The organism is Shewanella seohaensis, from assembly GCF_023283775.1.
Taxonomy (GTDB): Bacteria; Pseudomonadota; Gammaproteobacteria; order Enterobacterales; family Shewanellaceae; genus Shewanella; species Shewanella seohaensis.
This window is the reverse complement of record NZ_JAKILE010000021.1, coordinates 1-12,894: the sequence shown is the minus strand read 5'-3', so window position 1 is coordinate 12,894 and position 12,894 is coordinate 1. Positions and strand designations below refer to the sequence as shown.

General features: G+C 47.7%; 14 protein-coding genes and 2 rRNA genes. 12 read left to right on the top strand and 4 right to left on the bottom strand.

Annotation, left to right across the window (positions count from 1 at the left end; translation table 11 throughout):
- Positions 1 to 61 precede the first annotated feature (61 nt).
- Together L2713_RS19290 and L2713_RS19285 are read right to left on the bottom strand one after the other, a co-directional pair.
- Entirely contained in the window at positions 62 to 574 is a 513-nt protein-coding gene (locus tag L2713_RS19290; protein ID WP_248968984.1) for a phosphatase PAP2 family protein, read from the bottom strand.
- Positions 575 to 929: 355 nt separating this feature from the next.
- Positions 930 to 1,178: a YgjV family protein gene (locus tag L2713_RS19285; RefSeq protein WP_011073879.1), complete on the bottom strand. Its 249-nt coding sequence runs from the start codon at positions 1,176 to 1,178 to the stop codon at positions 930 to 932.
- 323 nt (positions 1,179 to 1,501) lie between these two features.
- Here L2713_RS19285 and rraA point away from each other — a divergent pair, with 323 nt between their 5' ends.
- The 12 genes from rraA to hemB all read left to right on the top strand — a co-directional run bounded on the left by rraA (position 1,502) and on the right by hemB (position 12,205).
- Positions 1,502 to 1,987: a ribonuclease E activity regulator RraA gene (rraA, locus tag L2713_RS19280; RefSeq protein ID WP_011624278.1), complete on the top strand. Its 486-nt coding sequence runs from the start codon at positions 1,502 to 1,504 to the stop codon at positions 1,985 to 1,987.
- Between the two features lie 130 nt (positions 1,988 to 2,117).
- Entirely contained in the window at positions 2,118 to 3,170 is a 1,053-nt protein-coding gene (locus tag L2713_RS19275) for a formimidoylglutamase (RefSeq protein WP_248968983.1), read from the top strand.
- A gap of 241 nt (positions 3,171 to 3,411) precedes the next feature.
- Positions 3,412 to 4,167 (top strand): bifunctional demethylmenaquinone methyltransferase/2-methoxy-6-polyprenyl-1,4-benzoquinol methylase UbiE, encoded by a 756-nt coding sequence (ubiE, locus tag L2713_RS19270; RefSeq protein WP_248968982.1) that lies wholly within the window; start codon positions 3,412 to 3,414, stop codon positions 4,165 to 4,167.
- Positions 4,167 to 4,787 (top strand): ubiquinone biosynthesis accessory factor UbiJ, encoded by a 621-nt coding sequence (locus L2713_RS19265; RefSeq protein WP_109287961.1) that lies wholly within the window; start codon positions 4,167 to 4,169, stop codon positions 4,785 to 4,787. The genes ubiE and L2713_RS19265 overlap by 1 nt, the downstream gene beginning before the upstream one ends.
- Complete coding sequence (gene ubiB / locus L2713_RS19260) at positions 4,784 to 6,433, top strand: ubiquinone biosynthesis regulatory protein kinase UbiB (protein WP_248968981.1); 1,650 nt, start codon at positions 4,784 to 4,786, stop codon at positions 6,431 to 6,433. The genes L2713_RS19265 and ubiB overlap by 4 nt, the downstream gene beginning before the upstream one ends.
- A 59-nt stretch (positions 6,434 to 6,492) precedes the next feature.
- Positions 6,493 to 6,750 (top strand): Sec-independent protein translocase subunit TatA, encoded by a 258-nt coding sequence (gene tatA, locus L2713_RS19255; protein ID WP_011624283.1) that lies wholly within the window; start codon positions 6,493 to 6,495, stop codon positions 6,748 to 6,750.
- Positions 6,751 to 6,756: 6 nt separating this feature from the next.
- Positions 6,757 to 7,200, top strand: a complete 444-nt coding sequence (gene tatB / locus L2713_RS19250) for a Sec-independent protein translocase protein TatB (RefSeq protein WP_248968980.1) — start codon at positions 6,757 to 6,759, stop codon at positions 7,198 to 7,200.
- 3 nt (positions 7,201 to 7,203) lie between these two features.
- On the top strand, positions 7,204 to 7,953 hold the full coding sequence (gene tatC / locus L2713_RS19245) for a twin-arginine translocase subunit TatC (RefSeq protein WP_086902292.1): 750 nt from the start codon (positions 7,204 to 7,206) through the stop codon (positions 7,951 to 7,953).
- A gap of 49 nt (positions 7,954 to 8,002) precedes the next feature.
- A complete protein-coding gene (locus tag L2713_RS19240) occupies positions 8,003 to 8,512 on the top strand; it encodes a hypothetical protein (protein WP_248968979.1) in 510 nt (169 codons plus the stop codon).
- Complete coding sequence (locus L2713_RS19235; protein ID WP_248968978.1) at positions 8,512 to 9,315, top strand: TatD family hydrolase; 804 nt, start codon at positions 8,512 to 8,514, stop codon at positions 9,313 to 9,315. Before L2713_RS19240 ends, L2713_RS19235 begins: the two co-directional genes overlap by 1 nt.
- Positions 9,308 to 11,185 (top strand): sensor domain-containing diguanylate cyclase, encoded by a 1,878-nt coding sequence (locus L2713_RS19230; RefSeq protein WP_248968977.1) that lies wholly within the window; start codon positions 9,308 to 9,310, stop codon positions 11,183 to 11,185. The genes L2713_RS19235 and L2713_RS19230 overlap by 8 nt, the downstream gene beginning before the upstream one ends.
- 9 nt (positions 11,186 to 11,194) lie before the next feature.
- The gene (hemB, locus tag L2713_RS19225) at positions 11,195 to 12,205 is read left to right on the top strand and encodes a porphobilinogen synthase (RefSeq protein ID WP_248968976.1); all 1,011 of its coding nucleotides are present in this window, start codon (positions 11,195 to 11,197) and stop codon (positions 12,203 to 12,205) included.
- Positions 12,206 to 12,430: 225 nt separating this feature from the next.
- On the opposite strand, the gene rrf is transcribed toward hemB, so the two are convergent.
- Positions 12,431 to 12,546: ribosomal RNA gene (gene rrf, locus L2713_RS19220) — 5S ribosomal RNA — on the bottom strand.
- Positions 12,547 to 12,675: 129 nt separating this feature from the next.
- Positions 12,676 to 12,894, bottom strand: a 23S ribosomal RNA gene (locus tag L2713_RS19215); the annotation flags it as partial.

Sequence of the window (12,894 nt, the reverse complement as noted above, 5' to 3'; positions counted from 1 at the left end):
AACTGTGAATGAAAGAGTGGTGAATCAAGGAGGTACCTAACGAATAAGCGCCTGATTTGGGTTAAATCACGGGATGTACCAGCAGCACAGCCCCAGTACCTAACAGGGCGCCAGCAGCAATATCTGAAGGGTAATGCACCCCTAGCACAATGCGTGAGGCACCAATACAGAGCGCCCAGGCATAGGCAAGGGGTGCCGCCATGGGATACACCTGCGCCACACTCGTGGCCATCACAAAAGCGGCCGCCGTGTGTCCCGAAGGTTGACTGAATCTGTCTGAAGGTTCGAATCCCTTCTCAAACCCAACCAAGGCGTGGCAGGGCCGAGTGCGGCGAATGCTATTTTTGAGTAATAAGTACAGCGGTAATTCAACCAAAAAGCTCGCTAACAGCAGATTGAATAGGCTCTGTCCTTGGGCGTGTGTCAGCATCAACCCGACGGCAAGATACAGATATACATGCCCATCTCCAGTTGCCGATATCCGCTTCGCCCAATCATAAACACCGTGACGTTGGCTCAAACCCACAATGCGATAAAACATGCGCTTATCTAAGTCTGTAATGTAACTCAACATAAAACAGGCTCCTTGCTGGCATGCCAGCGAGTATCATGGCGATGTTAATGAGTGCATTCTCTCGACAACCGTTAGCGTCTGCATATTTTAACGCCCTGTCAGACGACTATTTCACGATAGAACCCCACGCTAAACCCTATGGCGACTTAAACAGATATTGCTTAAGTACTTAGTGTTAAGGTGAGACTAAGAACTCCCGATGACGGCAAAGTGACATCAGGCCTAAAGTTTTATGACATTCGCAAAGATGAAATAAATCGCGATGAATGAAGTAATGACTGCAAAGAGAGGAAAACGTGCGGGGAGATACAGTGCTGCCCTGATGCTAAGAGCGGGCAACACTGTCAGAAAACCTTCAAGCGACGGCTTGTTCCAACGCTTTGGCGCGGTAAATTTTCGTCAGATGATAGATATTGATACAGGCTACGAAAGCGTTCATACCTGCAACTGGCCAGGCTGAAATAAATACGCCGTAGATAACAAACAGGGTACAGCCGACAAAGTTTAACCATCTTAACCAGATGATGTTCTTCATCATAAGTGAAATTGCCACCATTACTGAGGCAAAATAACCAATAATTTCAATTGTGTTTACAGCTTCCATAGGCACCTCTCGAAGGCCCTCTACCGTCCATAAGCGTAACGGGGGGTCCTTGCCCCTAAAGCAAATTTAGTTAAGTAAGTTAATTTAAACTTGGGATATAATACCAAAACACGCAACAGAGTTGTAATAAAAAACCGTTATTTAATGACCGATATCAAGTTTTGAGGACAAACCCCTGTTAAGTGACGAAAGTTTACAACAGAAGTGTTAACCCCAAAGTGCAACAATACCGTGATTGATAACACTTTTCTTTTCAGTAATCCCTTTTATACTGGCGTAAACTCGCTAAACTGTACGCAACGCGGATCAATAGGAGTGTAAATATGGAATACAACACCTCAGAACTATGTGACATGTACTTAGATGTCGTAGATGTAGTCGAGCCCATGTTCAGTAACTACGGTGGTTGTAGCTCTTTTGGCGGTTCTATCAGCACGATTAAGTGCTTTGAAGACAACGGCCTAATCACCGAGGTCTTACAAGAAGATGGCCAAGGTAAAGTCTTGCTGGTTGACGGTGGTGGCTCATTACGCCGCGCCCTGATCGATGCTTCTATCGCTGAAATCGCAGTCAACAACAACTGGGAAGGCATTATCGTTTACGGTTCAGTACGCGATGTGGATGCGCTGGAAGAATTAGACATCGGCATTCAAGCCCTTGCCTCGATTCCAGTAGGTGCCGATGGCAATTCAGTGGGCGAAGTGGAAATTCCGGTCAACTTTGGCGGCGTAACCTTCCTCCCAGGCGATCATATCTATGCCGATAACACCGGCATTATCCTATCGCCAGAACCACTCGACATTGAGTAATGACAAATTACCTATCGAGAAAGCCAGCTAAGCTGGCTTTTTTATTGGCTGTTTTTCGCTAAGTCCCATTGAATATTCGTCCTTGGGTACGCCACAATATCCCTGTCCCTACCGATAAGAATACGAATCCATGTCTGAATTTATTCCATTTACCCAAGCCGATATGGCCAGTCTAGTGAGCCCGAGGGCGGGTGAAACCAAAATTGGTCAATGTGTACATTTGGCCAATCACGAATATCCGCTCGAGGCGATACTCGCCACAGCCAAAGCCCATGGCGCTCAATTTGCCATTTTAGGCGTAGGGGAAGATATCGGCCCTCGGGCAAACTTAGGCAGAGGCGGCGCCACCGATGCCTTTACCACCAGCATGCGCCAATGGCTGAATTTACAGTCGAATCGTTTTCTTTCGGGCGCCGAATGCCTGATTTTAGGACAAGTTCATACGGCGGATCTGCAATTACAGGCACAGGACGGCGAAGGCGCGAGCCTACCCCATTTACGCCAAGCGGTTGAGCAACTCGATAAACGGGTGATTAGTATCGTTAGCGCTATACAAGCCGCAGGGCTTGAACCCATAGTGATTGGCGGCGGCCACAACAATGCCTACGGTCTGTTAATGGCGACTTCGGCCCATTATCAACGCCAAGTTGCTGCGGTGAATTTAGATCCGCACAGTGATTTTCGTCTACTCGAAGGGCGCCACAGCGGTAATGGTTTTAGTTATGCCGCCGATCGCGGCGCACTGGGTTATTACCATGTGCTCGGCTTACACGAGCTAAAAAACAGCGAGGCAAATTTACAACAACTGTCTGATTTTGGTGGCACTTGGCATAGCCTGCAACAGATCTGGATTCGCCGCGAAGTGAGCCTCACTGAGGCGCTGCAGGAGATTGCTGGCAAACTCAATCATACCGCACTACCCGTTGGCTTAGAGCTTGATGTCGATGCTATTGCAAAAATGCCCAGCAGCGCCTCAACGGCGGCTGGCATTCCCCTGCTCGATGCTGCGCACTATATCAGTTACATCGCCAGCCACTGCCCCTGTGCTTATTTGCACTTGGCCGAAGCCGCGCCGAGCTGCCATGAGGCGGGTATTGAAGCCGGATTTAGGGATGTTGGCCAGAGTATCAGCGAGTTAATCTATGCCTATGTGCAGGCAAGGCGTCATTTTTTAGCCCAATAGCATGTTAAGCTTGCGCCCTTGTGGGCGCTAAGCTATTCACCAAATCCTGATATTGTGGTCTAATGCCAATCCATTTTATCGGGTCGGCGCACTCAACATTGGCCAATGCCAAACGCCTCAAGCCAACGCCTTGAGGAGAGTTTACTAACTCGATCACAGAGTGATAGATCAAAGATTCAGCAAATGCAGGCGATGGCTTACACTCGCCACTAATACTTTGCAAAACAATAGGAATACATTGATGTCTGAGGGCGAATCTAAAAATACCCACTTTGGTTATAAAACCGTAGAGGCGGATAAAAAGGCCGATCTCGTTGCCGGCGTGTTTCATTCGGTTGCCGCCAAGTACGATATCATGAATGACGTTATGTCCTTCGGTATTCACCGTTTTTGGAAGCGTTACACCATTGAAGTTTCTGGTGCGCGCCCTGGCATGAAAGTACTCGACCTTGCGGGTGGTACTGGCGATTTAACCGCTAAGTTCTCCCATTTGGTGGGCGATAAAGGCGAAGTGGTATTAGCGGATATCAACGATTCTATGCTGAAAGTGGGCCGCACTAAACTGCGTGACCGCGGCATCGTTGGCAATGTGAACTATGTGCAAGCCAACGCAGAAGCACTGCCTTTCCCCGATAATCACTTCGATATCATCACTATCGCCTTTGGTCTGCGTAACGTGACCGATAAAGACGCGGCGCTGCGTTCAATGAACCGCGTGCTTAAGCCGGGCGGTAAATTGTTGGTGTTAGAGTTTTCTAAGCCGCAACATGAGCTGATGCGTAAAGTCTACGACTTATACAGCTTTAAAGTGCTGCCGAAAATGGGTGAAATCATTACGAAAGACGCCGACAGCTATGAGTATCTAGCCGAGTCGATTCGCATGCATCCAGACCAAGAGACCCTCAAGCAAATGATGGTCGATGCGGGCTTTGAACAGGTCGATTACACCAACATGACCGACGGCATTGTTGCCCTGCACCGCGGTTATAAATTCTAATGATGCCGCAAGAAGTGGTGTTACTTGCCTGCGCCGCCATTGAGACGGGTCTGAAGCAACTTCAGACCCAAGCCGGCGACGCCTATGCTCGCCAGCGTCAGTTACATGGCAAAGTCTTTCGCATTCAATTATCACAACTCAGCTGGCCAATTTACTTGGTCTTCGCCAAAGAAATCCAAGTACTGAGTCGCTATGAAGGCGATGTGGATGTCAGCCTGCATGCCGATGCCACGACGCTCTACCGCGTGACAGAAGGTGCTAACCTCACCGAACTCATCAAACAGGATAAGCTCAGCCTCGAAGGTGACCTCAATCTGTTACAGAGCTTCAGCCATTATCTGCGTAGCATAGAGTTTGATTTTGCCGAGCCTCTGTCACGTTACTTAGGCGATGGGCCAACCCATAAACTGCTGAGTACGGGACTACAGGCTAAAACCTTAGCACTTGAAGTGCTGCGTAAGACCCGCTCGCATTTGGGGCAACTCGCTATCGAAGAATATCGCCTTGCGCCACACCGGATCGAACTCATTCATTTTCGCGATCAAATGGATGACTTAGTTGACGATACTCGTGCGCTCGAACAACGGATTGCCAAATTAAGAGACCAAATTAAGCCATGACCCTTGCCAGTATCCGCCGCGGTTATCATGTCATTAAAACCCTACTGCAATATGGGTTAGATGACGTATTACCGCCAAAGATGACCCCTTGGTATTTTAAACTCGCCCGTAACAGCCTGTTTTGGATCCGCAATAAGCACAAAGGTAAATCCGGTGGCGAGCGTTTAAAGCTGGCGATGCAAGAACTTGGCCCCGTGTATATTAAGCTCGGGCAAATGCTGTCAACCCGCCGTGACTTACTGAGCGATGAGTGGGCGACTGAGCTGGCCATGTTGCAGGATAAAGTCCCGCCCTTCGATGGTGCCTTGGCGCGTCAAGCGATTGAAGCCGAACTTAAAGCCCCCATCGAGAGCTACTTCGACAACTTTAACGAGACGCCATTAGCCTCGGCTTCGATTTCTCAGGTGCATACCGCCACGCTCAAATCCAACGGCAAAGCCGTGGTATTAAAAGTGCTGCGACCGAATGTGGAAGCTAAAATCCAAGCTGATCTGTTGTTGATGTCACAAACGGCTAAGGTCATCGATTATCTCCTCGGTGAGGGGAATCGCCTGCGCCCCTCTGAGGTGATTGAAGATTACCGCGTGACTATTTTAGGCGAACTCAATCTTAAGCTTGAGGCCCTCAATGCCATTAAGCTGCGCAATAACTTCCTCGACTCAGACGCGCTCTATATTCCTTATGTCTATGAAGAGTTTTGTTATCCACGTTTAATGGTGATGGAGCGCATTTACGGTATTCCGGTATCGGATATTGCCGCGCTGAAGGCACAGGGAACTAACTTTAAACTCTTGGCCGAGCGTGGCGTAGAACTGTTTTTCACCCAAGTATTCCGCGATAACTTTTTCCATGCCGATATGCATCCTGGGAATATTTTTATCTCCCGCGATCATCCTGAGAATCCTTATTATATCGGCCTAGATTGCGGCATTATGGGCACTCTCAGCGAAGTCGATAAGCGCTATTTAGCGGAAAACTTCCTCGCGTTTTTCAACCGTGATTACCACCGTATCGCGCAGCTGTATATCGAGTCGGGTTGGGTATCGGAAAAAACCGATCTACAGGCCTTCGAGCAAGCCATCAAGGTCGTTTGCGAGCCTATGTTTAACAAGCCCTTAGATGAAATCTCCTTCGGCCACGTGTTATTAGAACTGTTCCGCACCGCACGCCACTTCGATATCGTCGTTCAGCCTCAGCTCGTGCTGCTTGAGAAGACATTACTCTACATCGAAGGCTTAGGACGTCAGCTCTATCCGCAGCTGGATCTCTGGCAAACGGCGAAACCCTTTTTAGAACAGTGGATGGCCGAGCAAGTGGGCCCTAAGGCAATGTTTAAAAAGGTATCCACAAAACTGCCATATTGGTCTGATAAGCTTCCGGAATTCCCTGAGCTAATTTACGATAACCTTAAATTAGGCAGGAAATTGCTGAGTTCTCAGCAACAAATGCTAGATAAGTATCTGAAATATCAGCAGCAAGCACACAAGAGTAATTACTTGCTCATCACTTCTGCAATTTTATTGATCTGCGGCACGTTATTGTTTAACCAAGACGCTACACTGTTGAGCCCTTACGTGTGTCTAATTTCAGGCGCAGCGTTATGGATTATCGGATGGCGATCTAGGCCAAAGAATCGTAAATTTTAGCTAGCACTAATTAATCAGAGGTTCATAATAGAACCGATATCAATTAAGAGGATACCTTCATGGGTGGCATTAGTATTTGGCAACTTCTTATCATCGCGTTAATCGTTGTCTTATTGTTTGGAACAAAGAAATTACGCTCTTTGGGTGGTGATTTAGGTGGTGCTGTTAAGGGCTTTAAAAACGCCATGTCTTCAGAAGAAGATAAGAAAGCGTTAGAAGATGCTGAAGCGGCAAAACCAGTGCAAACAGCACAAACTGCACAACCAACCCAACAGGCGACTGAAAAGAAACCTGAGTCTAACAAAGAACAGGCGTAACTCTTTATGTTTGACGGTATCGGCTTTATGGAGCTGCTGCTGATCGGTGTTCTGGGGCTTGTGGTACTTGGCCCCGAACGTCTACCGGTTGCAGTACGTTCAGTAACAGGTTGGATCCGCGCGATGAAACGCATGGCCAACTCAGTCAAAGAAGAACTTGAGCAAGAGCTAAAGATCGAGCAGTTGCACGCCGACCTCAAAAAAGCAGAGAGTAAAGGTCTATCTAACCTCTCACCCGAACTGCAAGAATCGATCGACCAGTTAAAGCAAGCAGCGCAGTCTGTGAATCGTCCTTACCAAGTGCAAGATGTTCCCGCACCGGAACACCAGATCCACAACCCTGCGAGCCAGAGTGTTTCTACAGAGGCGAGTCCTTCGGCTTCCTCCGCCCCCACAAGCGAATCCAATCAGGGCGAGGATACCCGTTCCAACCCGAAAGCTAACGGATAATTCATGTCGCAACAGCAGCCACTTATCAGCCATTTGCTTGAACTCAGGTCCAAGCTGCTTAAATCCATTGCCAGTGTGTTAATCGTGTTCATTTGTAGCGTGTATTGGGCAAATGATATTTACCACTACATGGCAATCCCTTTAATGCAGTCTTTGCCCTTAGGTGGCAGCATGATTGCGACCGATGTCGCCGCACCTTTCTTCGCCCCTTTCAAGCTGACGTTAGTCCTGTCATTTTTTGTGGCAGTTCCCTACGTGCTCTATCAAATTTGGTCCTTCGTGGCGCCCGGTTTGTATAAGCATGAAAAACGCTTAGTCATGCCGCTACTCTTCAGTAGCACTGTACTGTTTTACTTAGGGATCGCCTTTGCATATTTCGTTGTATTCCCAGTGGTATTTGGCTTCTTCGCCAACACAGCCCCCGAGGGAGTACAAGTTGCGACCGATATCAGCAGCTATCTCGATTTTGTGCTGAAATTGTTTTTTGCCTTTGGCTTATCCTTTGAAATCCCGGTTGCCGTAGTCCTGCTTTGCTGGGCGGGCGTAACCACTCCTGAAGATCTCAAACAAAAACGCCCTTATATCATTGTCGGCGCATTCGTTGTGGGCATGCTGTTAACGCCACCGGATGTTATCTCCCAGACTATGCTTGCCGTACCAATGCTGTTATTGTTCGAAGGCGGATTATTTGCGGCTCGTTTTTACAGTAAACCTGATGACGAGACCGACGAAGAAGAATCAACGAACGACTAATGCCTCAATCGGCATTAGAGGAAAATAATAATAAGGGAAGGACAAGTTTATGCGTTTAAGTTTTCTCGCTATGGCTCTGATACTGGTATCAGCTCAAACATATGCAACTACTGAACAACAATTAACAGAGTGTTCAGTGATACCAGATAAATTAGACCGCTTGATCTGTTACGATAATTTAGCCGCCAGCATTCAAGGAGCCAGCGCACAGATCTCTGTTAAAGCAATAGCACCAGTGGCTGTCGCAGTGCCAACTGCTGCAGTATCCACCACAGCAGCCTCAACGGCTAAAGTCGAAAATGAATTTGGAATTGCACCAAAACCTGTACAAGAAGATATTGTTGACAAAATTTATCTCGATGTGGAGTCAATAGCGGAAGATGCCTACGGCGCCTTAAAGATTACCTTTACCAATGGCCAAGTTTGGAAACAAACCGAAAACCGTAAATTCAATCTAAAAGTCGGTGAAAAAGTATTTATCGAAAAAGCCGCGCTTGGCTCTTTCTTAATGGGCACAGAAAGTCGTAATGCTAAGGTGAGGGTAAAACGCCTAAAATAATGCCATCTTATATAGATATCGCTGTCAACTTGCTTGGCAGCGCACTCGAACCAGACATAGCACAAATCGTACAAGCAGCGGCGGACCAAGGGGTTTCGCCGTTAATTGTTATTGGCAGCGATTTAACTGAAAGCGCCGCCGCCATTCAATTATGCCAACAGTATCCCAAACAGCTTTACTGCACCGCAGGCGTACATCCCCATCATGCTAGCGAATGGCAAGCAGACTCCAAGCAGTTACAAACCACACTCTGCCAAGAGCCACAAGTTGTTGCTGTCGGTGAATGTGGACTCGACTACAACCGAGACTTCTCCCCTCGCCCAGCCCAGCGCCAAGCGTTTATCGACCAACTCGAACTCGCGGTTGAACTCAAAAAACCGGTACTCATGCATGAACGAGATGCCCACGATGATTTTTTGAGTATTGTTAAAGAATACCGCCCCCATCTCAGCGGAGCATTACTACACTGCTTTACTGGCACCCGGGCTCAAATGGAAGCCTATATCGACCTCGATCTACATTTAGGCATTACGGGATGGGTATGTGACGAGAGACGCGGCCTAGAACTTGCCGAGCTCGTTCCGTTTATTCCCAAAGAGCGTTTATTGATTGAAACAGACAGTCCTTACCTGCTGCCACGCAGTATGCGGCCCAAGCCTAAGTCCAGTAAAAATAAACCCGAGTACTTGCCCTATATCGCGCAATATATTGCCAATCTACGGGGTGAAAATGCGGCTGAATTTGCCAAACAGTGCTATCAAAATAGCCTAGCCTTTTTTAATTTGAGTCAAGCGAATGGCTAAGTTCGGCAGCTTATGGGTTTTGTTACTCGGTATGCTCATATCATTAGGCAGCTATGCCAATACGATGAGCATAGATGAACACACGCCTACACCACTAAACCTAACTCCTTGGTTGATGGTGACGCACGTCAATGCTAACAGTCAGCTAAATGATATTCAGGCGTTGCCCAAATCGCAATGGCACAAGTTTACCAGTGATGATATTCAACGCCTTAGCCAACATGATTTTTGGCTAAGAGTAAACCTTACAAGTGGTGATGAGAGTCTTGCACGCATTCTCGCCCTCGATAATCCGTTATTGGATAGAGTGACCGTTTTTCATCTAGTGAATAATCAGCTCATCAACACCACTGAGATGGGGGATACACTGCTCTATAAGAACCGCCCACTGCCGAGCAATATCTTTCTGTATCCCTTTAAACTGAGCACCAATGAGCAACACACCTTCTATCTGCATATCGTCACTGAAGGCAGCGCTGCAGTCCCTCTAAGCCTTTGGTCAGCCAATGATTTAGCTCAAATTGCCGAATCGACAGCCGTTGATCATGGCTTTCAGCTCGGCGTACTCGCCGCGATAGGGATCTTCAGCCTGTTTATCGCGTTAGCCTCAGGTTCATTTAGCTACAGTTATTACTCAGGTTATGTCCTGTGTATGACGTTATTGGTGGCCACGATCAATGGTTATGCATTCCGTTTTCTCTGGCCTAATTGGCCCGCGTTACAGCAACTTATGGTTCCCGTGCTGTTACCTCTGGTGATGGCCTTTGCCTTAATGTTCACCGAGAAAATCCTGCAACTGAAATACTATAACCGCCGGATGTTATTAATGTGCCGCTACAGCGCGGTCTACATTATTCTTGTTGGACTTTTAGTCCCCTTTTTGCGCTACGGAACCGTGCTGTATATCGAGATTATCTCGGTAGCGATACTCAGCATCATCATGATGATACTCGCCATCATACAAGCCATTAACGGCCAAAAGCTGGCAAAGCTCTATACCATTGGCTGGGTGAGTATGCTTACTGGCGCATGCATCAGCAGCCTACTCTATTTGAGTGTTATCGAGCTCAATATCAAGCCGCAGACGCCGGTGATGCTAGGACTCACCTTCGAAATCATCTTTATGTCGCTGGTCCTCGCCATCCGCTATAACGATGAACGTAAATCTAAGCTCCGTATTCAACAGGAGGCTCTCAAGCAAGCGCAAAAGATCCGTAGTGCGCGCGAGGAAGCCTTAAAAGTGGAAGCGGAAACTAATGAAAGACTCGAACAGATGGTGCAGGAGCGCACGCTAGAGCTTGAGATAACCCTGCGCGAATTAAATGAGGTAAATCAAAAACTTACCGAGCAGAGCACTATCGATAGCTTAACCGGTGTGAAAAACCGCAGCGCCTTCGATAAACGACTGCTCGCAGAGAGCCGGATTAGTCGTCGCCAAGAAACCCCTATCGCCTTACTAATGCTGGATATCGACCGATTTAAATCAATCAACGATCAATTCGGCCACCTAGCAGGGGATCAGGCATTAAAAGTGATAGCGACAACCTTGCAGCAACATTTAAAACGACCAACCGATCTAGTATCACGTTTTGGTGGTGAAGAGTTTGCTATTATTCTCCCCAATACGACTGCGGATGGCGCTCTTCAAGTCGCTGAAAATATAAGAGATGCAGTGACCAGTATCGGCCTAGCATGGGAAGGCAAGCCCATTCCCTTAACCGTGAGCATCGGTGTCAGTGCCGACGTCATCAGTAACGACCAACACAGTACCGAATTATTAGAGCAAGCCGACAAGGCGCTCTATCAGGCAAAAAATAGCGGACGCAATCAAGTTAAATTGTATGCGCCAGCACAAACAGAACCTACTTAGGAGTCTAATGTGAACATCATTACCAGTGCCTTCCCTCAGCGCAGAATGCGCCGCATGCGCAAACATGACTTTAGCCGTCGCCTGATGGCTGAGAATCACCTAACAGTCAATGATTTGATCTACCCCATGTTTGTGCTTGAAGGCACTAATCGCAGCGAAAAAGTCGCCTCTATGCCAGGGGTTGAACGCTACTCTATCGACTTACTGTTAAAAGAAGCCGAAGAGCTAGTTGAACTCGGTATTCCGTTAATTGCCCTGTTCCCTGTTACCCCAGCCGAGAAGAAATCGCTGATGGCAGAAGAAGCCTATAATGCCGATGGTTTAGTGCAACGTGCCGTGCGTGAATTGAAAAAGGCCTTCCCACAACTGGGTATCATGACTGACGTGGCCTTAGATCCTTTCACCACCCACGGTCAAGACGGCATTATCGATGAAACAGGCTATATCCTGAATGACATCACAACAGAGATCTTAGTGAAACAAGCACTCTCCCATGCTGAAGCGGGTGCAGACATTGTTGCCCCATCGGACATGATGGATGGTCGCATCGGTGCGATTCGCCAAGCGCTCGAAGCCGCGGGCCATGTCAACACCCAAATCATGGCCTATTCAGCCAAATACTCCTCAAGCTACTATGGTCCCTTCCGTGACGCCGTCGGCTCAGCAGGCAACTTAAAAGGTGGCAATAAACACAGCTATCAAATGGACCCAGCCAACAGCGATGAAGCCTTGCATGAAGTGGCACTAGACATCCAAGAAGGCGCAGATATGGTAATGGTGAAGCCTGGTATGCCTTACCTAGATATCGTTCATCGCGTAAAAACCGAATTAGCCGTACCTACCTTCGCTTACCAAGTTAGTGGCGAATATGCCATGCATATGGCGGCCATTCAAAATGGTTGGTTAGCGGAAAAGGCCATCGTCATGGAATCGCTGCTCTGCTTCAAACGCGCTGGTGCCGATGGCATCCTTACCTACTTCGCCAAACGTGCAGCACAGTGGCTAAAAGAAGCTAAATAATCGGGCTTAGAAACCAATTCTAAGCATAAAGGGCAGCCATACGCTGCCCTTTTTATTGGCCCGAACAAAGCTCTTGGATCTACGGCTTTATCGTTCAAATCGATAAGCAGGCAATGAATATCGTCTTCGCAGAAGCGAATAAAAGGAAGGAATAGAGATAATAAATGGCAAACACGAAAAACAAAAAAGCCAGCTTATTCAGCTGGCTTCATTGTTTAATTAGGCGCTTGGCGATGACCTACTCTCACATGGGGAGACCCCACACTACCATCGGCGCGATTGCGTTTCACTTCTGAGTTCGGGATGGGATCAGGTGGGACCACAATGCTATTGTCACCAAGCAAATTTGGTATTTACTTACCCGTCTTATCTCATGCAGGCAGTAAATGAATTCGGAAAGCTGGATTGAGTGCACTTCTTAAGTGTTTGTATTCGTCTAAGTATCACTTAGTAAAACCCATCTGGGTTGTATGGTTAAGCCTCTCGAGTCATTAGTATCAGTTAGCTCAACGCCTCACAACGCTTACACACCTGACCTATCAACGTCCTAGTCTCGAACGGCTCTTTAGTGGACTTAAAGTCCAAGGGATGACTCATCTTGGGGCTCGCTTCCCGCTTAGATGCTTTCAGCGGTTATCGATTCCGAACATAGCTACCGGGCAATGCCATTGGCATGACAACCCGAACAC